Origin of the sequence: Streptomyces sp. NPDC048659 (assembly GCF_040650575.1) — a bacterium.
Taxonomy (GTDB): Bacteria; Actinomycetota; Actinomycetes; order Streptomycetales; family Streptomycetaceae; genus Streptomyces.
The window spans coordinates 1-19,009 of sequence record NZ_JBEZHM010000037.1 but is presented as its reverse complement, the minus strand read 5'-3'; the positions used below and the strand labels follow the sequence as shown (position 1 = coordinate 19,009).

General features: G+C 74.9%; 19 protein-coding genes. 8 read left to right on the top strand and 11 right to left on the bottom strand.

Going from position 1 to position 19,009, the window contains the following annotated elements:
• Window positions 1-118 precede the first annotated feature (118 nt).
• The 4 genes from rsrA to AB0C99_RS25440 all read right to left on the bottom strand — a co-directional run bounded on the left by rsrA (window position 119) and on the right by AB0C99_RS25440 (window position 2,862).
• Window positions 119-445, bottom strand: a complete 327-nt coding sequence (gene rsrA / locus AB0C99_RS25455; protein ID WP_362479254.1) for a mycothiol system anti-sigma-R factor — start codon at window positions 443-445, stop codon at window positions 119-121.
• Window positions 442-1,095 (bottom strand): sigma-70 family RNA polymerase sigma factor, encoded by a 654-nt coding sequence (locus AB0C99_RS25450; protein WP_207926457.1) that lies wholly within the window; start codon window positions 1,093-1,095, stop codon window positions 442-444. Before AB0C99_RS25450 ends, rsrA begins: the two co-directional genes overlap by 4 nt.
• A 254-nt stretch (window positions 1,096-1,349) precedes the next feature.
• Window positions 1,350-1,982, bottom strand: coding sequence for an alpha/beta family hydrolase (locus AB0C99_RS25445; protein WP_362479252.1), 633 nt, complete (start codon window positions 1,980-1,982; stop codon window positions 1,350-1,352).
• A 64-nt stretch (window positions 1,983-2,046) separates the two neighbouring features.
• Window positions 2,047-2,862 (bottom strand): SOS response-associated peptidase, encoded by an 816-nt coding sequence (locus AB0C99_RS25440; RefSeq protein ID WP_362479249.1) that lies wholly within the window; start codon window positions 2,860-2,862, stop codon window positions 2,047-2,049.
• A 51-nt stretch (window positions 2,863-2,913) separates the two neighbouring features.
• Here AB0C99_RS25440 and AB0C99_RS25435 point away from each other — a divergent pair, with 51 nt between their 5' ends.
• The 4 genes from AB0C99_RS25435 (at window position 2,914) to AB0C99_RS25420 (ending at window position 6,395) form a co-directional block, all read left to right on the top strand.
• Window positions 2,914-3,600 (top strand): M50 family metallopeptidase, encoded by a 687-nt coding sequence (locus AB0C99_RS25435; protein ID WP_362479246.1) that lies wholly within the window; start codon window positions 2,914-2,916, stop codon window positions 3,598-3,600.
• 20 nt (window positions 3,601-3,620) lie between these two features.
• Window positions 3,621-4,949, top strand: a complete 1,329-nt coding sequence (gene aroA, locus AB0C99_RS25430) for a 3-phosphoshikimate 1-carboxyvinyltransferase (RefSeq protein ID WP_362479243.1) — start codon at window positions 3,621-3,623, stop codon at window positions 4,947-4,949.
• 3 nt (window positions 4,950-4,952) lie between these two features.
• Window positions 4,953-5,963 (top strand): ribosome small subunit-dependent GTPase A, encoded by a 1,011-nt coding sequence (rsgA, locus tag AB0C99_RS25425; RefSeq protein ID WP_362479240.1) that lies wholly within the window; start codon window positions 4,953-4,955, stop codon window positions 5,961-5,963.
• A 108-nt stretch (window positions 5,964-6,071) separates the two neighbouring features.
• The gene (locus tag AB0C99_RS25420) at window positions 6,072-6,395 is read left to right on the top strand and encodes a multidrug efflux SMR transporter (protein ID WP_362479404.1); all 324 of its coding nucleotides are present in this window, start codon (window positions 6,072-6,074) and stop codon (window positions 6,393-6,395) included.
• Here AB0C99_RS25420 and AB0C99_RS25415 read toward each other — a convergent pair.
• Window positions 6,287-6,976, bottom strand: a complete 690-nt coding sequence (locus AB0C99_RS25415) for a TetR/AcrR family transcriptional regulator (RefSeq protein ID WP_362479237.1) — start codon at window positions 6,974-6,976, stop codon at window positions 6,287-6,289. The genes AB0C99_RS25420 and AB0C99_RS25415 overlap by 109 nt on opposite strands.
• Window positions 6,977-7,081: 105 nt before the next feature.
• On the opposite strand from AB0C99_RS25415, the gene hisN reads away from it, so the two are divergent.
• Window positions 7,082-7,876, top strand: coding sequence for a histidinol-phosphatase (gene hisN / locus AB0C99_RS25410; protein WP_362479234.1), 795 nt, complete (start codon window positions 7,082-7,084; stop codon window positions 7,874-7,876).
• Window positions 7,877-7,913: 37 nt separating this feature from the next.
• Here the strand turns inward: hisN and AB0C99_RS25405 are convergent, their stop codons facing one another.
• From AB0C99_RS25405 to AB0C99_RS25390, 4 genes are all read right to left on the bottom strand, one after another.
• The gene (locus tag AB0C99_RS25405) at window positions 7,914-8,474 is read right to left on the bottom strand and encodes a ricin-type beta-trefoil lectin domain protein (protein WP_362479232.1); all 561 of its coding nucleotides are present in this window, start codon (window positions 8,472-8,474) and stop codon (window positions 7,914-7,916) included.
• Window positions 8,475-8,527: 53 nt separating this feature from the next.
• Window positions 8,528-9,394 (bottom strand): peptidoglycan-binding protein LysM, encoded by an 867-nt coding sequence (locus AB0C99_RS25400; RefSeq protein ID WP_362479229.1) that lies wholly within the window; start codon window positions 9,392-9,394, stop codon window positions 8,528-8,530.
• A 5-nt stretch (window positions 9,395-9,399) separates the two neighbouring features.
• Window positions 9,400-10,305 (bottom strand): CAP domain-containing protein, encoded by a 906-nt coding sequence (locus AB0C99_RS25395; protein WP_362479227.1) that lies wholly within the window; start codon window positions 10,303-10,305, stop codon window positions 9,400-9,402.
• Window positions 10,306-10,435: 130 nt separating this feature from the next.
• Window positions 10,436-13,453: a BTAD domain-containing putative transcriptional regulator gene (locus AB0C99_RS25390; RefSeq protein WP_362479224.1), complete on the bottom strand. Its 3,018-nt coding sequence runs from the start codon at window positions 13,451-13,453 to the stop codon at window positions 10,436-10,438.
• Between the two features lie 491 nt (window positions 13,454-13,944).
• On the opposite strand from AB0C99_RS25390, the gene AB0C99_RS25385 reads away from it, so the two are divergent.
• Window positions 13,945-15,459 (top strand): BTAD domain-containing putative transcriptional regulator, encoded by a 1,515-nt coding sequence (locus tag AB0C99_RS25385; RefSeq protein ID WP_362479222.1) that lies wholly within the window; start codon window positions 13,945-13,947, stop codon window positions 15,457-15,459.
• A gap of 78 nt (window positions 15,460-15,537) precedes the next feature.
• Here the strand turns inward: AB0C99_RS25385 and AB0C99_RS25380 are convergent, their stop codons facing one another.
• Window positions 15,538-16,062: a hypothetical protein gene (locus AB0C99_RS25380; protein ID WP_362479219.1), complete on the bottom strand. Its 525-nt coding sequence runs from the start codon at window positions 16,060-16,062 to the stop codon at window positions 15,538-15,540.
• A gap of 273 nt (window positions 16,063-16,335) precedes the next feature.
• On the opposite strand from AB0C99_RS25380, the gene AB0C99_RS25375 reads away from it, so the two are divergent.
• Window positions 16,336-16,722 carry a CBS domain-containing protein gene (locus tag AB0C99_RS25375; RefSeq protein WP_362479217.1) on the top strand — a complete coding sequence of 129 codons (387 nt, stop codon included), beginning with the start codon at window positions 16,336-16,338 and terminating at the stop codon, window positions 16,720-16,722.
• A 69-nt stretch (window positions 16,723-16,791) separates the two neighbouring features.
• Here the strand turns inward: AB0C99_RS25375 and AB0C99_RS25370 are convergent, their stop codons facing one another.
• Window positions 16,792-18,243: a catalase gene (locus AB0C99_RS25370; RefSeq protein WP_362479214.1), complete on the bottom strand. Its 1,452-nt coding sequence runs from the start codon at window positions 18,241-18,243 to the stop codon at window positions 16,792-16,794.
• A 155-nt stretch (window positions 18,244-18,398) separates the two neighbouring features.
• Between AB0C99_RS25370 and AB0C99_RS25365 the strand changes: the two genes are divergently transcribed.
• Window positions 18,399-18,818, top strand: coding sequence for a Fur family transcriptional regulator (locus AB0C99_RS25365; protein ID WP_362479211.1), 420 nt, complete (start codon window positions 18,399-18,401; stop codon window positions 18,816-18,818).
• Window positions 18,819-19,009 lie beyond the last annotated feature (191 nt).

Below are 19,009 nucleotides of genomic sequence, written 5' to 3'. Positions count from 1 at the left end.
GGGCCGCCGGGGGCGATTCGCACCATCGGGTGATACAAGCCGATGGACACACGGAAGGCCGGGCGAACCGCGCTCGCCCGGCCCGTGTGGGACGGAGGGGGTGTCACCGCCCCGGTGCCTACCGCTCCTGGGGCTGCTCCTGCGGCTGCTCCTGGGGCGCGGCGGTGACGTCCTGTTCGGGCACGGTGTGGCCCGAGCGGATGAGGTCGATCCGGCCGAGCACCTTGGCCCGCAGGTCGACCGGCACGTCATCGCTGCCGCAGCAGCGCTTGACGAGCTTCTTCACCGCCTGTTCGAGTCCGTACTTCTCCAGGCAGGGGGAGCACTCCTCGAAGTGCACCTCGAACTTGGTGCAGTCGGTGTCGGGCATCTCTCTGTCGAGGAACTCGTAGAGATGGTCCAGGACCTCTGAGCAGTCCGTCTCGTGCGGATCTCCGCAGCTCATGAGCCCGAGCCTTTCAGATCGTGCGACTCTCCGGCGCCCGCGGGGACCAGCCCGCGGTCTCGGGCGTAGTCCTCGAGCATCCCGCGCAGCTGGCGGCGGCCCCGGTGCAGCCGGGACATCACCGTGCCGATGGGTGTACCCATGATGTCCGCGATCTCCTTGTAGGCAAAGCCCTCTACATCGGCCAGATAGACGGCGATGCGGAACTCCTCGGGGATCGCCTGGAGCGCTGCCTTCACATCGGAGTCCGGGAGGTGGTCGAGCGCCTGCGACTCGGCGGAGCGCAGCCCCGTCGACATGTGGGACTCCGCGCGGGCGAGCTGCCAGTCCTCGATCTCCTCGGCGGCGGAGCGCTGGGGCTCACGCTGCTTCTTGCGGTACGAGTTGATGAAGGTGTTGGTGAGGATCCGGTACAGCCACGCCTTGAGGTTGGTGCCCTCGCGGAACTGGTGGAAGGAGCCGTACGCCTTGGCGTAGGTCTCCTGCACCAGGTCCTCGGCGTCCGCCGGGTTGCGCGTCATGCGCAGCGCCGCCGAGTACATCTGGTCGAGGTAGCCGAGGGCGTCCCGCTCGAAGCGCGCGTTGCGCTCCTCGGTCGTCTCCTCGGGGCCGTCGTCGGTCCCTGTGTCGGTCCCAGTGACCGGACCCACCTCCTCCAGCGCTGCGGCGAATCCGAACGCGGACCCGCTCGCTTCGGAGGATAGACGAGGAACCACCCCGTCCGCCGCCCGAACAGGGGCGGTCCGCGGCGAAGGCAGGACCGACCAGTCCAGGTCAGCGGCCTGCGCGCGCTCGGGGCAGATGGTCGAACCCATGCGACGGACTCCCTCTTCCTTTGTTCCGGGGCACCGATGTCCCTCACAACAGCGGTCGTGGGCCCGGCATTCCCGGCGTGACCGCCCGGTCACCGAAGTGACGTGATCCACCCGGTGACTTCGCGCACGATCGTCCCGACGGCCTCCTCCTGGGAGAGCGGGGCGCGCTTGGGGACGGCGAAGCCGTGGTCGCCGTAGGGCACCTCGGCGAGGGTGTACGGCCCGTCCGGGAACTCCTCGGGCCTGCCGAAGGGGTCGTTGCCGCCCTGGACGACGAGGGTGGGCAGGCCGGTGCCGAGGAGCTCGTCGGCGCGGGAGCGCTCCGGGCGGCCCGGCGGGTGCAGCGGGAAGCTGAGCGCTAGGACGGCGGTGGCGCCGAGCCCGGCGGCGGTGCGGCAGGCGACCCGGGCGCCGGCGCTGCGCCCGCCGGCGATCACCGGCGGGCCGGCGGCGGCGAGGGCGGGCCACAGGCCGCGCCAGCCGGTGTCGAGGGTCTTCGGCGCGGGCGCGACCTTCTTGCCGGCCACCCGCCAGGGCTGCTCGACGAGGGCCACGGTCACGTCGTGGGCGGGCAGCGCGGCGGCGAGGGCCACGAGGTCGCGGGCCTCGATGCCGCCGCCCGCGCCGTGGCCCAGGGCGAGCACGGCGCGGGGCTTCTTCGCGGCGGCCCAGGTGATGCGGGCGTCCCCGGCGTCGGTCGGAACGATCTCGGTCTTGGTCACGGGCCCATCCTGCCGCCCGCGCGGCACGGACTCCGGAAGCGGAGGGCCCTGGAGGCCGAGCACCTCAGAAAAGCGTGCCCTCCTCCGGACCCGACAGCTCCGTCAGCAGCTCCGGGCCGTTGTTACGCACGTTGCTGACCGCCGTCGCCACCGGATAGGCCCGCATCAGGCCCCCGGGCGGCGGGGCGAGCAGCGCGCGCAGCTCCTCCAGGCCGGTGGGGCGCGGGTCGAGCCAGGCGGCCCAGCGGTCGGGGGTGAGCATCAGCGGCATCCGGGGGTGGATGTCGGCGAGCGAGCGGGGGCCCTCGGCGGGGGCGACGCCCAGCGGGCCGGTCTCGGCCTCGGTGGTCACCACGGAGCAGGTCACCCACCAGGCGGCGGGGTCGGCGTCGGGCAGGGTCCGGTCGCGCCAGAACTCGTAGAGCCCCGCCATCGCGAAGACCGTGCCGTCGGCGGGGGTCACGAAGTACGGCTGCTTGCGGGGCCGCTTCCGCTTCCCCTCGACCTCCAGGTCGCGCTCGTCCGCGCCGGTCACCCACTCGTAATAACCGTCGGCGGGCAGGATGCAGCGGCGGGCGGCGAACGCCTTCTTGAAGGAGGGCTTCTCGTGCAGGGTCTCCGCGCGGGCGTTGATCATCCGGGCGGCGCCCTCCGGGCTCTTCGCCCAGGACGGGACGAGTCCCCATTTCAGCGCGCGCATCTGGCGAACCGGGCGGCGGGATTCCGCGTCTTTGAGAGGGCGCTCCAGAATCGCGTAGACCTCCTTGGTCGGGGCCACGTTCCAGTCGGGGGCCAGGGTCTCCTCCGGCTCCCACTTCTCGACCTCGAAGACGTCCACCAGGTCCTCGGGGCGCCTGCTCGCCGCATACCGTCCGCACATGAGTGCCAGACTGCCACGGCCCCGCCCCCTACCGAGGAGCCCGTCCACAAGATGACCGAAGTCCTCGGCAGCCAGCCCGCGCCCGCCCAGTGGATCGTGATCGCCACCGCGGTCGTCGCGCTGGCCGCCGTCCTGCCCCGCCCGCTGTGGCGGCTGTCCCGCAACGCGGTCACCATCGCCCACGAGGGCGGCCACGGTCTCGTCGCGCTCGCCACCGGGCGGCGGCTGGAGTCGATCCGGCTGCACTCGGACACCAGCGGCCTCACCGTCACGCGCGGGCGGCCGACCGGCCTCGGCATGATCCTGACGGCCGCCGCCGGCTACACCGCCGCCCCGCTGCTCGGCCTCGGCGGCGCCGCCCTGCTCGGCGCCGGCCGGGTCACCCTGCTGCTGTGGCTGGCCACGGCGCTGCTGGTGGCGATGCTGGTGATGGTCCGCAACGCGTACGGGATCTTCACCGTGCTGCTCGCCGGCGGCGCGTTCCTCCTGGTGTCCTGGCTGACCGGCCCGGACGTGCAGGCGGTGTTCGCGTACGCCGTGGTGTGGTTCCTGCTGCTCGGCGGGGTCCGGCCGGCCTTCGAGCTGCAGGCGAAGCGGCGCCACGGCGGCGCCCCCGACTCCGACGCGGACCAGCTCGGGCGGCTCACCCATGTGCACCCCACGGTGTGGCTCCTCTTCTTCCACGCCGTCTCGATCTGCGCCCTGATCGGCGGAGGACGCTGGCTCCTCGGTGTGTAGTCCCCCCGTAAAGTGAGGGCATGACCGAAAGCTCCGCGCCCACCGATCCGCTCACCGGCCTCTGGCCCGCCCCGTACGCCGGCGGCGCCGTCGACGCCACCGTCACCGTGCCCGGATCGAAGTCGGTCACCAACCGCGCCCTCGTGCTCGCCGCGCTCGCCTCGGAGCCCGGCTGGGTGCGCCGCCCGCTGCGCTCGCGTGACTCCCTGCTGATGGCCGAGGCGCTGCGCACCCTGGGTGTGAAGATCGACGAGGGCGTGGGCCCGGACGGCTCCGGCGAGGCGTGGCGGGTCATCCCGGCCGGGCTGCGCGGCCCGGCGGCCGTGGACGTCGGCAACGCGGGCACGGTCATGCGCTTCCTGCCGCCGGTCGCGGCCCTCGCCGAGGGGCCGGTCCGCTTCGACGGCGACCCGCGCTCGCACGAGCGGCCGCTGCACGGGGTCATCGACGCGCTGCGCGCGCTCGGCGCCCGGATCGACGACGACGGGCGCGGCGCGCTGCCGATGACCGTGCACGGCGGCGGCTCCCTGGAGGGCGGTGTCGTGGAGATCGACGCCTCCTCGTCCTCCCAGTTCGTCAGCGCGCTGCTGCTGTCGGGCGCGCGCTTCAACCAGGGTGTGGAGGTGCGGCACGTCGGCGGGCGACTGCCCTCGCTGCCGCACATCCGGATGACCGTCGAGATGCTGCGGGCGGTCGGCGCGCAGGTCGACGAGCCGGAGCACGGCGGGCGGCCCGACGTGTGGCGGGTGGCCCCGTCCGCGCTGCTGGGGCGGGACCTGGTGGTCGAGCCGGACCTGTCGAACGCGCAGCCGTTCCTGGCCGCCGCGCTGGTCACCGGCGGCCGGGTGACCGTGCCGGACTGGCCGGCGCGCACCACGCAGCCCGGTGACGCGCTGCGGGAGATCTTCACCGCGATGGGCGGTTCCTGCGAGCTGACCGAGCGGGGCCTGACCTTCACCGGCACCGGCCGGATCCACGGCATCGACGTGGACCTGGGCGAGGTCGGCGAGCTGACCCCCGGCATCGCGGCGGTCGCCGCCCTCGCCGACTCCCCCTCCACCCTGCGCGGCGTGGCCCATCTGCGGCTGCACGAGACGGACCGGCTGGCGGCGCTGACCCGGGAGATCAACGGGCTCGGCGGCGACGTCACCGAGACGGAGGACGGGCTGCGCATCCGCCCGCGCCCGCTGCGCGGCGGCGTCTTCCACACGTACCACGACCACCGGATGGCGACCGCGGGCGCGATCATCGGCCTGGCCGTCGAGGGTGTGGAGATCGAGAACGTGGCGACGACGGAGAAGACCTTGCCCGACTTCCCGAGGATGTGGACCGAAATGCTCGGGGTCTGAGCCATGCGGCGTTACGGGAAGCACACCGACGAGGACGACATCCGCCAGCGGCCCAACCGCAAGGGCAACCGTCCCCGCACCACCATCCGCCCCAAGCACGAGGACGCCGTCGAGGGCATGGTCCTCACCGTGGACCGGGGCCGGCTGACCTGCCTGGTCGAGGACCGGGTCGTGATGGCGATGAAGGCCCGCGAGCTGGGCCGCAAGGCCGCCGTGGTGGGCGACCGGGTCTCCCTGGTGGGCGATCTGTCGGGCGAGAAGGACACCCTGGCGCGGATCGTGCGGATCGGCGAGCGGAGCTCGGTGCTGCGCCGCACGGCCGACGACGACGACCCGTTCGAGCGGGTGGTGGTGGCCAACGCCGACCAGCTCGCGATCGTGACCGCGCTAGCCGACCCGGAGCCGCGCCCGCGGCTGATCGACCGCTGCCTGGTGGCCGCGTACGACGGCGGGCTGTCCCCCTTCCTGGTGCTGACCAAGTCGGACCTGGCGCCGCCGTCGGCCCTGCTGGAGCTCTACGGCGACCTGGACATCCCGTACGTGGTGGTCAACCGCGAGGAGCTGTACGACGGCGGGGCCGCCGACCGGGTGCGCGAGCACCTGGGCGACCGGGTGACGGCCTTCGTCGGGCACTCGGGTGTCGGCAAGACGACGCTGGTGAACGCGCTGGTGCCGGAGGAGCGGCGGCGGGTCACCGGGCATGTGAACGCGGTGACCGGGCGCGGCCGGCACACCACCACCTCGGCGCTCGCGCTGCCGCTGGACAAGGCGGACGGCTGGGTCATCGACACACCGGGCGTGCGCTCCTTCGGGCTGCACCACGTCGACCCCTCGCGGGTCATCCACGCCTTCCCGGACCTGGAGCCGGGCACGGAGAACTGCCCGCGCGCGTGCAGCCACGACGAGCCGGAGTGCGCGCTGGACGCGTGGGTGGCGGAGGGCCACGCCGATCCGGCGCGGCTGTACTCGCTGCGCCGGCTGCTCGCGACCCGGGAGCGACGCGAGGGCGACTGAGCCGCGCGCGTTTGCGGGCGCCCACGTCTGGTAAGTGCATAATCGCACCAAGTGAGACGAAGCAGTCACCGACCGAAGCAGTCACCGACGGCGTGGGAGGCACTGACGATGGCGTGGCTGCTGGTGGTGGTCGCGGGGATCCTGGAGACGGGCTTCGCGGTCTGCCTGAAGCTCTCGCACGGTTTCACCCGGCTGTGGCCGACGGTCGCCTTCGCGGCCTTCGCGCTCGGCAGCTTCGGCCTGCTGACGCTGGCGCTGCGCAAGCTGGACGTCGGTCCGGCGTACGCGGTGTGGACGGGCATCGGGGCGGCCGGGACGGCGATCTACGGGATGATCTTCCTCGGCGACCTGGTGTCCACGCTCAAGATCGTCTCGATCTCGCTGGTGATCATCGGCGTCATCGGGCTCCAGCTCTCCGGCTCCGCCCACTGACCCTCCGGGACCACCGGGCTCACGGGCTCGGCCACCACCAGGGAGAGCGCGAGCCGCAGCGCGAGCTCACAGGAGCGCAGCGCCCCGGCCGGCCCGCCGCCCTCGCCCTCCGCGGCGCGCGCGAGCAGGGCCGCCGCCGCCCGGTCCCGGGCCTCGCCGAGCAGCTCCCCCGGTGTCGGCACCCCCGCGTCGGCCCGCCGCTGCTCCGGTACGGGGGCGAGCCGGGCCCCGGCGCGCACCGGCCGCGGCACGGGCAGCGGCTCGCCCCAGGCGCCGGTGAGCAGGGCCCGCAGCACGGGCCGGGCGGCGGCGGAGGCGACGGTCCACTCGGCGACGGCCACCAGCCGGCGGGCGGGCTGCCCCGGCTCGGCGAGGACGGCCTCGACACCGCGCAGATAGCGGTCGGCCTCGCGCCGCGCGAGGGCGCGGGCGAGCCCCTCCTTGGAGCCGAACTCGTTGTAGAGGGTCTGCCGGGAGACCCGGGCGCGGGCGGCGAGGTCCACCATCCGCACGGCGGACCAGGGCTGCGCGCCCAGGGCCGCGAGGGCCGCGTCGAGAAGGGTCTGGCGGGCAGTCGGCATCGTCGCCTCCAGCCGGGTCGGTACTGCGCTCAGCGTTGACGCCCGACCACGCACTGTCAAGGGGCGGCGCCGGACCGTCCCGGTCCGGGGGATAGAGTGCGGCCCATGGCCGAATACCACGACGATCTGCGTCTGGCCCATGTCCTCGCGGATGCCGCGGACGCGGCCACGATGGACCGGTTCCAGGCGCTCGACCTCAAGGTCGAGACCAAGCCCGACATGACCCCGGTCAGCGAGGCCGACAAGGCCGCCGAGGAGCTGATCCGCGGTCAGCTCAAGCGCGCCAGGCCGCGTGACGCGATCCTCGGCGAGGAGTACGGCGTCGAGGGCACCGGGCCGCGCCGCTGGGTGATCGACCCGATCGACGGCACCAAGAACTACGTGCGCGGGGTGCCCGTGTGGGCGACCCTGATCGCGCTGATGGAGGCGGGCGAGACCGGGTTCCAGCCGGTCGTCGGCGTCGTGTCGGCGCCCGCCCTGGGCCGCCGCTGGTGGGCGGCGAAGGGGCTCGGCGCGTACACCGGCCGCAGCCTCGCCTCGGCGACCCGGATCGGGGTGTCCAAGGTGGGGCGCCTGGAGGACGCCTCCTTCGCGTACTCCAGCCTGACCGGCTGGGAGGAGCGGGGCCGGCTCGACGACTTCCTCGACCTGAGCCGGGCGGTGTGGCGCACGCGCGCGTACGGCGACTTCTGGCCGTACATGATGGTCGCCGAGGGCTCGGTGGACCTGTGCGCGGAGCCGGAGCTGTCGCTGTGGGACATGGCGGCCACCGCGATCGTGGTCCAGGAGGCCGGCGGCACGTTCACCGGGCTCGACGGCCGCCACGGCCCGCACAGCGGGGACGCGGCGGCGTCGAACGGCCTGCTGCACGGGGAGCTGCTCGGCCACCTCGGCGGCTGAACGGCCCCCCGTACGGGGGCGGTGGGGCGGCCTGGCGTCAGCCCAGCTGCCACCACTGCCCGGCGTCGTTCTGGTCGCAGGCGGCCATGGAGTTGAGGTAGCCGACGCCGTTGCTCTTCAGGCACTGGCCGGTGACCGCGTTCCTGGCCATCCGCCAGCCGTTGCCGCCGTCGGTCAGGCGCCACTTCTGGGCGGGCGCCACGCCACCCCAGGGGCTGTTGAGCCCGTCCCGGGTCGCGGAGCCGAGCTGCGGGATCGCCAGGTCGCCGGTGCCGCCGGCCTCCAGGACCTTGTCGTAGCCGTGGCTGATGGCGCTGGTGCCGTCGCAGTAGCGCCACACCGTCCAGGTCTGCGCGGGCGAGCCGTTGGGCGTGTAGGTGCCGACCCGTTGCCCGTCCGCCTCGTTGTTGTACGGCAGGTCCAGGGCGCCGCCCCGGTAGGTGGCGACCTCGACACGGGTGCTGGTGGGCGGCGGGAGCTGCCCGCAGTCGGTGCTCTGGGCGGCGTGGGCCGCCGGGGCGGTCGCCAGGGCCGCCCCCGCGACGGCCAGGGCGGCGGCGAGGGTGCCGAAGGCACGGCGGGACGACGCGGCTGACATGGATGGCATGGATGACATGGGTGTCCTTTCGTCGGGTGTACGGAGGCGGCGCGTCACGCGCCGACCTGGAAGCCGTGGGCCTTGCCGAGGCGTTCCAGGGTGGTGCGGCCGGGCAGCCCGTCGGCGTCCGCGCCGCCGAAACCGCAGCGGCGCTGCCAGGCGGCGTACGCGGTCACCGTCCTGGTCCCGAAGGAGCCGTCCGCCCACTGGGCGGGCAGCAGCCCCTCGGCGGCCAGGGCGCGCTCCACGGGGAGCACGTCGGCGCGGTGCGCCGCCGCGCCCTGGGCGGCGGCCGGGTCGGTGCGGGCCGCGGCGAGCACCCGGGCGAGGCTCACCACGGACCGCAGGTGGTTCGGGGCGGGCCGCCGCTTCGGCGCGGCCCCGCCGGCGGCGGCGAACAGCGCCGCCGGGTCGATCGCGCCCGGGTCCCAGTGGTCGTTGCCGGGCACGTGGACGTGGCCGAAGTGGCCGCCCCCGCCCCGCCAGTCGGTGCGCGACCGGCCGCGCCCGGCCCACACGTCGGGCACGCCCCAGGAGCGGACGGCCGCCATGAGGGCGCCGAAGCGGGGGCCGGGCTTCCAGTAGCCGGTGAACGGGGTCGCGGCGCGGGCCAGGACCTCGATCTGGACGCAGACCCGGCCGGTGCGGTTGGTGCGGGTGTCGCCGTCGTTGCGCAGCGCGCGGGCGCTGCGGTCCAGCGGCCCGAACTGGCCGAGCCGGTCGGTGGTCGGGTCGTACAGCAGGTGCGGTTCGCTGCCCTGCCGGATCAGGTACGCGCCGACGGCGTCGAAGGCGGCGTCGCCCGCGCCGCTCTCGGTGGTGTGCCAGACCACCCGGGGCGGGAGCTCCGGGCTGTCCATCGGGCCGCCGACCGCGCCGTCGCCGAGGCGTTCGGCGCCGGGGATCCATGCCGTTCCCATCGGGGTCAGCTCCCGAAGGTCTGGACGTAGCGGCCCCAGGTGCCGCGCTGGCGGGGGCTGTAGCCGATGCCGATGGCGCGGTAGCCGGTGCCGAGGATGTTGCCGCGGTGACCGGGGCTGTTCATCCACATCCGCATGGCCTCGGGGACGCTGTTGCCCGGGGTGACGTTCTCCGCGCGGGCGGTGTTGCCCGGGTAGCCGGCGTCGCTGATGCGGCGGCTGAAGTCGGAGCCGTCGGTGCCGTTGTGCTGGGTGAGGTCGTTGGCGGCCATGTCGTTGGCGTGCCGCTGGGCGGCGGCCGAGAGCCGGTCGTCGAGCCGCAGGTCGGGGATGCCGACGCGGCGGCGCTCCTGGTTGACGGCGGCGAGCATCTCGCCGCGGAAGTCACCGCCGCCGCCCGGCTGGGGCTGCGGCTGGGGCTGGGGGCGGCTGCCGCCGCCGGTCTGGCCGCCGGTCTGGCCGGCCGGTACGAGCTGCCAGAGCTGGCCCTGGTTGGCGGGGTCGCGCCGCCACACGCCGAGCGCGGCGCCCTGGCCGTCGGCCGTGAGGTAGGCGGCGCCCTCGTCGCCCCGGGCGCTGCGCAGCAGGACGCGCCCGCCGCCGCCGTCCTCCAGGTGCCAGCGCTGGTTGTCCTGGCCGTGCTCGCGCACCAGGTGGGTGGTGTAGTTGGTGAAGTCGTAGTCCATCACCATGCCCTGGCCGGGGGCGTGGGTGTTGTGGGTGAGCTGGGTCTCCAGGAGCCAGGTGCCGTTCTCCTTGGCCCAGAACACCCAGCCCTGCGCGGCGGTCCCGTTGGGCGCCCAGCCCTGGACGCGGTTGCCGTCGCTCGGCTGGCTGCCGTTGACGTCGGCGGCCCTGCCGTTCGCCGCTACGAGGGTCCAGACCTGCCCGTTCTGAGGCTGCGTCGTCATGTCGAGTCGTCTCCCTGTCGTGTCGTTGACCTGACGGGGCATACGTTCACGGCCGCCGGTAGACAGGTGGTCAACGCGCGTAGCGGAGGGAGTGCCGGCGGTGACGGGGACGGTCCGGCCGGTACGGGGCTCAGCCCTCCGGCAGGGCGTCGAGCAGCGCCCGTACCGCCGCCGCCTCCTCCGCGATGCCGAGGCGTCCGTACACCTCGGCCGCCTCCCGGAGGCAGGCGCGGGCCCGGCGCGGCCGGCCCAGGGAGGCGAGGGAGGCGCCCAGGGTGTGCAGCAGCGCGGCCTCCAGTGCGGCGCTGGTCTTGCGGGCGAGCGGCAGCACCGCCTCGGCGGCCTCCGCGGCGAGCGCGGCGCGGCCCGACTCGGCGTGCAGCCGGGCCGCGAGGTCGCCCGCCGCCGCCTCGAACACGGCGACCTGGAGCCGCCCGAACTCCTCGCGCGCCCCGACGGCGTGCCCCAGGGCCTCCTCCGGGTCGCCGCACAGGCGCAGCACCCGGGCCAGGTAGTAGCGGCCGGTCGCGGCGGACACGGGTCCGGTGCCGCTCATCAGGCGCGCCCCGCGCGCGGCGGCCGTCCGGGCCTCGCCGAGGCGGCCGGTGTGCGCGGCGTTGAAGGCGAACTCCCCGAGCGCGCTGCCCTCGGCCCGCTCGGCGCCGAGCAGCCGGAAGGCGTCGGCCGCGCGGCCCGCGTGCTCGGCGGCCTCGGCGTGCCGGCCGTGGATGCGGGCGTTCCCGGCCAGGGTGAGCAGCGCCTTGGCCCGGACGCGGGCGGTGCCGGTGGTGGGGCCGGTGGTGACACCTGTGCCGGTGCTGGGGCCGGTGACGGTGCCGGTGCCATCGCCGACGCCGCTGCCGTCACCGATGCCGCTGCCGACGCCGGTGCCCTCGCCGCCACCGCCCCCGCCACCGCAGAGCGCGACCGCGCGGGCGATCTCGGCGCGGGACTCCTCGTACCGGTTGAGGTGCCAGAGCATGTTGCCGCGTACGTACCGGGCGAGGGCCTGGGGACCGTGGGCGGCGCGCCGCTCGGCGGCCTCGGCGACCTGGGCGGCGAGCGCGGCGATGACGGCGGTCTGGGCGCGCTCGAAGAGCACCGAGCCCATCTTGTCGACGAGTTCGGCGGCCTGGGCGAGCGGCAGGGCCGGGTCCGCGCAGGCGAGGGCGACGGCGGCGGCGTGTACGGCGGCCTGGTCGCGCATCCAGCGCACGGCGGCGGCGCCGTCGGCGAGGGCGCGCCCGGGGCGGGTCACCGGCGTGTCCAGGAGGCTGAGTTCGGCCGGGTCGGCGGAGCGGGCGGCGGTGTCGGCGCCCCGGGCGGTCGCCAGGCAGAAGTCGAGCAGCCGCCCGGCCGCCGCGGTGCGCCCGGCGGTGGTCTCCTCCTCGGCGGCCCGGTCGCGGGCGTAGGCGCGGACCAGGTCGTGGAAGCCGTAGCGGCCGAAGCCCGGGGACTGGAGCAGGTTGAGGTCCACGAGCCCTTCGAGGAGCTCGTCCGTCTCGTCCTCGGTCCGGCCGAGGAGCGCGGCGGCGCAGGGCAGCGCGATCTCGGGTGTGTCGGGGAGCGCGAGGAGCCGGAAGGCGCGCGCCGCCTCGGGCGCGAGCCGGTGGTACGAGAGCGCGAACGTCGCTTCCACGGCGCGTTCCCCGTCGTCCAGGGCGGCGAGCCGGCGTTCGTCGCGGAGCCCGTCGGCGAGCGCGGCGAGGGTGAGTCCGGGGTCGGTGGCGAGCCGGGAGGCGGCGATGCGGACGGCGAGCGGGAGGCGCCCGCAGGCCGCGACGATCTCCTCGACCCGGCCGGGTTCGGCCGCGACCCGGGCGGCGCCCGCGATCCGGGCGAAGAGCTCGGCGGCCTCGGCGGCGGGCAGCGGGTCGAGCCGCAGGTGGTGGGCGCCGGCCAGGCCGGGCAGCCGGGTGCGGCTGGTGACCAGGACCGCGCAGTCGGCCGAGCCGGGCAGCAGGGGTTCGAGCTGTTCGGGGCCCGCCGCGTTGTCGAGGACGACGAGCACCCGGCGGCCGGTGAGCGCGGAGCGGTAGCAGGCCGAGCGCTCGGCGGTGCCGGGTGGGACCTCCTCGGGGGCGACCCCGAGGGCGCGGAGGAACTCGGCGAGCACGGCGGCCGGTTCGCGCGGGACGCGGTCGGCGCCGCGCAGGTCGGCGAAGAGCTGCCCGTCGGGGAAGCGGGCGGCGGCGCGGCGGGCCGCGTGCACGGCGAGGGCGGTCTTGCCGACGCCACCCATGCCGTCGAGCGCGGACACCACGACGGCCCGGCCGCCGGCGCCCGCGAGCCGCCGCGCGAGGGCGTCCGCGGCGCCGCCGCGCCCGGTGAAGTCGGCCAGGTCGGCGGGGAGCTGTTCGGGCGCGTGCCAGGCGGGCCCGGCCGGCGCGGCGGGCCCGGCCGGCGCGGCGGGCGCGGGCAGCAGGGCCGGGTCGGCGCGCAGGATGCGGAGCTGGAGCCCGGCGGGCGAGTCGGGGCCCCGGTCGCCCGGGGGCAGGTCGCCGCGGGCGTCCTCGTAGACGGCGAGCGCCTCGGCGGTCCGCCCGGCCCGGTGCAGGGCGCGCATGAGGACGGCGACGAGGCGGGGGCGGCCGGGGTGCTCCAGGCAGAGGGCGGCGGCCTCGGCGGTGAGTTCGGCCCGGTCGGCCAGCTCGACGTCGAGCTCAAGGCGCCGTTCCAGCGCCGTCACCCGCTCCGCCGCGAGCCGCACCCGTACGGCCTCGGCGTGGGGCCCGCCGACCCCGGCGAGCGCCTCCCCCGCCCACAGCCCGAGCGCGGTCCGCAGCACTTCGCGTACGGCGTCGGGGGCGGCGGCGTCCCCGGTCCCCGCCGCGTCGAGCAGCCGGCGCCACTCCCCCGTGTCCGTCCACGCCCCCGGCACCCGCAGCGCGTACCCGTCGCCGACGCGGGCGATCGGGGAGTCGGCGAGGTGCGGGCGGAACGCGGAGCGGAGGCGGTAGACGAGGAGTTGGAGCGCCTTGCGCGGGTCGGCGGGGGCGGCGCCCTCGCCCCAGATCCCCTCGGCGAGGACACCGTGGCCGACGGCCCGGCCGCCCGCGTCGAGCAGCACCGCGAGCAGGGCGCGCTGCTGGGGCCGCCCGAGGTCGATCTCCTCGTCCCCATACCAGGCCCGCAGGGGGCCTAGCAAGGTGAACCTCAGCCTTCCTGTGTCCGCCGGAGTCCCTGCGTCCGCTGGAGTCCCCGCGTCCCGCGCGTCTCCTGCCGTCCCCTCGCCGCCAGCGTCCACCGGAATCCCCGTGTCCCGCGCGTCCCTCGTCGTCCCCCCACCGCCTGCGTCCCGCGCGTCCCCCGCCGCCCCCTCGCCGCCCGCGTGCCCCAAGGGTCCCGTGGCCCCCAAGGTCCGTGCGGCCCCCGCGACCCTCTCGGTTCCCTCGGCCCCCACGACCCCCACGAGCCCCTCAGCTCCCCCGGCTCCCGCGCCCCCCGCGACCCCCGCCGCCCGGCCGCCGTCGACTCCCGTCACGTCCCCGTCCCATCCCTGTCGACCTGTGCTGATCCCCCGGAACCGCCCTGCTCGGCGCGACGCGCCGGGGGCTCGCAACCCCGTCGGGGGGCGTGGTCCGGCCGCCTATGATGCGGCACGCGACCTGCGACGGACTCATGGCTTACGGGGGTGTCATGGGACTCGAATTCGCCATTCTCGGCCCGCCCCGCGCGTGGCACGACGGGCACGAGCGCCCGCTCGGACGGCCGCAGCAGCGCGCGCTGTTGTGCGCCCTGCTGCTCACGCCGGGTGAACTCGTTCCCGTACAGCGGCTGATCACCGCACTGTGGGACGAGGACGAGGAGGGCTGGCCCAAGGACCCGGTCGGCCAGATCGGCACGCACGCCCACCGGCTGCGCCGGGCGCTCGACGCGCCCCGGGCGCTGCTCGGCTCCTCGGGCGGCTACCGGCTGGCGGTGGCGCGGGAGGCGGTGGACGTCTTCCGGTACGAGGACGAGGCGGCGCGCGCCGCGGCCCTGCTGCGCGGCGACCCGGCGCGGGCCGGGGAGCTGGCGCTCACGGCGCTGCGCCGGTGGCGCGGGGAGCCGCTCGACGGGGTGCCGGGCCCGCTCGCGCGGCGGACCCGGGACCGGCTGGCGGCCTCGCGGCGCGCGGTGGGCCTGACCCGGTTCACGGCGGAGCTCGCCTTGGGCCGGCACGCGGAGGCGCTGCCCGCGCTGCGCGCGCTGGCGGCGGCGCACCCCGAGGACGAGGAGGCGCACCGGCTCTGCCTGCTGGCGCTGTACCGGTGCGGGCTGCGCGCGGAGGCCCTCGCCCTGTTCGCGGCGCTGCGCGCGCGGCTGGACGCGCGGCTGGGCATCGACCCGGGCGGCGCGGTGACCGCGCTGCACGGGCGGATCCTGCGGGACGACCGCTCGCTGGCGGTGCCCCAAGGACCGCACGGATCCCAAGGACCGCACAGGTCCCAAGGGTCACCAGGGTCACCAGGGCCGACGGGGCCGACCGGGCCGCCGCGCCGCCCGCCGCGGCCCTTCCAGCTGCCGCCGGACATCCCGGACCTGGTGGGGCGCCGGGCGCAGGTGCGGGAGGCGGAGCGGCTGCTGCGGGCCGGGGCGGACGCCGGCAGCCCGGTGGTGGCGCTGTCGGGGGCGTACGGCTCGGGCACCTCGACCCTCGCGGTGCATCTGGCGCACCGGGTGCGGGACGCCTTCCCGGACGGGCAGTTGTACGCGCGGGGCGACGCGCCCGGGGGCGTACGGGAGGTCATGGCCGGTTTTCTGCGCTCGCTCGGGGAGCGCCCGCCGGAGGACGCGTGCGCGGGGGCGCTGGGCGCGCGCTACCGGGCGGCGCTGGCGGGCCGCCGGGTGCTGGTGCTGCTGGACGGGGCGCCGGAGCCGGGGGCGCTGCTGCCGGGGGTGGCGGGGTGCGCGGCGCTGGTGACCGAGACGGGCGGGGAGCTGGCGGCGGAGGTGGCGCGGCTGCGGATCGGGCCGCTGGAGCCGGAGGACGCCTACGAGCTGCTGGCCCGGATCGCGGGCCAGGACCGGATCCACCGGGAGCCGGGGGCCGCGCGGGAGCTGGCGGCGCTGTGCGGGCACGTGCCGGCCCGGCTGCGCTCGGCGGCGGCCCGGCTCGCGGCCCGCCCGCAGTGGTCGGTGGCGGATCTGGTCGGCCGGCTGTCGGCGTGAACGCGCGGCGGCCAGACGCGCGAAGGCCCCGGCCGGAGAGGGGGTCCGGCCGGGGCCGCCCGCGAGGGCGGGCTTCGGTCAGTAGAGGTCGGAGAAGACGATGTCGCGGGTGGTCTGGGGCAGCCCCCGCGCGGTCAGGCCGCTGAAGGTGCCGCACGGGCGGTTGGTGTACCAGATGGACAGGCCCTGCTCGTTGGTGACCTGGAGGCAGGCGTACGCGCTGCCGCCCTTGTACCAGCCGCGCGAGGCGCACTCGCGGACCCCGTCGGCGGCGTAGACGACGAGCCGTCCGTCGGCCCTCATGACCGCCTTGGCGCCGCAGCCGACCGTGTTGGTGGCCCACATGGGGGTGGCGCGGGACCAGTCGCCGGCGTTCGCGGTCCGGTAGAAGACCAGGTTGCCGTCGCCCTGCATGATGAGGCGCGCGTAGTCGGTGCTGACGTGCCAGCCCGGGTAGAGCGGCTCGTCGTTCCAGAGCGTGTGGGTGCCGGGGTCGTACGCGGCCTGGGCGGTGCCCGCGCCCGCGAGCGTCCCGCCCAGGGCGAGCAGCCCCGCCGCCACGGCCCCCGCCGTCCTGCGCAGCGTCTTCTTCACGATGGTCATCCCCGTCGCCTTTCTGTGGTCCGGCTTGCGTGCCGATCCTCAGAGGAGGCGGTAGACAAACGATGAACGTCCGATCAGCGGACACCGGTCAGCGGACGCGGCTCGGCGGAATCCGGACGCGGGACAGAGGGACACCGCGCGCGGCGCACGGCGCGCGTGCTCCCCCGGACGCCACGCGCGCCCCCTTGTTGGGGGCACGGGCCGGTGTCACTCTGAGACTTCCCCCACTTGTGAACTTGTGAAAAAGTTCACTGACAGGAGGTGGCCCCCTCCATGTTCGTCCGTGACGCCATGAGCACGGTGGTCCTCACCATCGGCCCGGCCCATACCCTCCGCCAGGCGGCCCGCCTGATGTCGGCGCGGCGCGTCGGCGCCGCGATCGTCCTCGACACCGACACCTGCGGGCTCGGCATCCTGACCGAGCGCGACATCCTCAACGCGATCGGCCGGGACCGGAACCCCGACCACGAGACGGCGGACGCCCACACCACCCGGGACGTCGTCTTCGCCGCCCCGACCTGGACGCTGACGGAGGCGGCGGAGGCGATGACCCGCGGCGGCTTCCGGCACCTGGTGGTGCTGGACGACCACGGGCCGGTCGGCATCGTCTCCGTACGCGACATCATCCGCTGCTGGATGCCGGCGCGCAGCGCCGCCTGAGCGCGCGGGAGGGCCGGCCCCCCGTACGGATACGGGAATCCGGCCCTCCACTGCCCACGGCAGGCGGTGTCAGCCGCGCAGGGCCTGGACCGCGGCGTCGAGCCGCTTGCCGAAGTCGTCGTCCGCCTTGCGGAAGTTGCCGATCGCGCGCTCGGCGATGTCGTCGCGCGAAACCTTGGCGATGAAGCCCGCGAGGTTCTCCACCAGGCGGCCCTTCTCGTCCTCGGACATCAGCCGGTAGAGGTTGCCCGCCTGCGTGAAGTCGTCGTCCTCGGCGTGCGAGGGCGCGGCGCTCTCGCCGGTGAGCCCGGTGACGGCCGAGCCGGACCACAGCGGGCGGCCGGTCTGCTGGGGGCCGCCGAAGCTGTTGGGCTCGTAGTTCTTCTCGCCGCCGTGCCGGCCGTCGTAGAGGAAGCCGTCGCGGGAGTGGGTGCGCGCCTCGGTGGCGTGCGGGCGGTTCACCGGCAGGTGGTCGGCGTTGATGCCGACGCGGTAGCGGTGGGCGTCGCCGTAGGCGAAGAGGCGGCCCTGGAGCATCTTGTCCGGGGACGGGCCGATGCCGGGCACGAAGTGCGCCGGGGAGAAGATCGACTGCTCGACCTCGGCGAAGACGTTCCGCGGGTTGCGGTTGAGCTCCAGCTTGCCGATCTCGATCGGCGGGTAGTCCTCGTGCGGCCAGACCTTGGTGAGGTCGAAGGGGTTGAAGCGGTAGGTCGCCGCGTCGGCCGCCGGCATGATCTGCACCTGCACGGTCCAGGTCGGGAAGTCGCCGCGCTCGATGGACTCGCGCAGGTCGCGCTGGTGCGAGTCGGGGTCCTCGCCGGCGAGGCGGTTGGCCTCGGCCTGGGTGAGGTTCGCGATCCCCTGGTCGGTCTTGAAGTGGTACTTGACCCAGAAGACCTCGCCGGCCTCGTTGTTCCACTGGAAGGTGTGCGAGCCGTAGCCGTTCATGTGGCGGTACGAGGCGGGGATGCCGCGGTCGCCGAAGAGCCAGGTCACCTGGTGCGTGGACTCGGGGCTCAGCCCCCAGAAGTCCCAGACGTTGTCCGCCTCCTGCGAGCCGGTGTACGGGTCGCGCTTCTGGGTGTGGATGAAGTCGGGGAACTTGATGGCGTCCTTGATGAAGAACACCGGGGTGTTGTTGCCGACGAGGTCGTAGTTGCCCTCCTCGGTGTAGAACTTCAGCGCCCAGCCGCGCGGGTCGCGCACGGCGTCGGCCGCGCCCAGGTTGCCCGCGACGGTCGAGAAGCGCAGGAAGGTCTCGGTCTCCTTGCCTATCTCGGAGAGGAAGGCGGCCCTGGTGTACGCCGTGACGTCGGCGGTCACCGTGAAGGTGCCGTAGGCGCCCGCGCCGCGCGCGTGGACCACGCGCTCCGGGATGCGCTCGCGGTTGAAGTGCGCCAGCTTCTCCATCAGCAGCTGGTCCTGGAGGAGGACCGGACCGCCGATGCCCGCGGTCTCGCTGTTCTGGTTGTCGGCGACCGGCGCCCCGGCCTCGGTGGTGAGCGGTCCCTGCGTCACGTGCGCCTCCTGCGTCGGTTGTGCGGCAAACCTGCGAGCCCTGTCCTGAGCCTCAGCTTGTACTCGACCCTACAATAGACAATGTCTAAGTCAAGCTCACATCCAAAGTCACACCCATTCGGGACTTGCTCCCCTTGACTGTTAGGCTGACCCCCATGAGTGACCTGCTGGAACGACTGCGCGGCCGAGGCTGGCGCATGACCGCGCAGCGACGCGTCGTCGCGGAGGTCCTCGACGGGGACCACATGCACCTGACCGCCGACGAGGTCCACGCCCGCGCCGTCACGAGGCTGCCCGAGATCTCCCGGGCGACCGTGTACAACACCCTGGGCGAGATGGTCACGCTCGGCGAGGTGCTGGAGGTCGCGACCGACGGCCGCGCCAAGCGCTACGACCCGAACGCCCACCGGCCGCACCAGCACCTGGTCTGCGCCCGCTGCGGCGCGATCCGCGACGTGCACCCGGCCGGCGACCCGCTGGCGGACCTGCCGGCCACGGAGCGCTTCGGCTTCACCATCTCGAACGTCGAGGTCACGTACCGGGGCATCTGCCCGAACTGCGCGACGACCGCCTGAACCACACACGAGGAGAGCCCCCGCCGATCCGGCGGGGGCTCTTTCCGTGCACCATCCCGGCCGGAAACGCCGAAGGCCCGGATCCGTTTCCGGATCCGGGCCTTCGGGCTACTGAGTAGCGGGGACAGGATTTGAACCTGCGACCAGATAGGGAGATGGTGGGGTTGGGGAAGAGTGTTTTTATTGGGGTG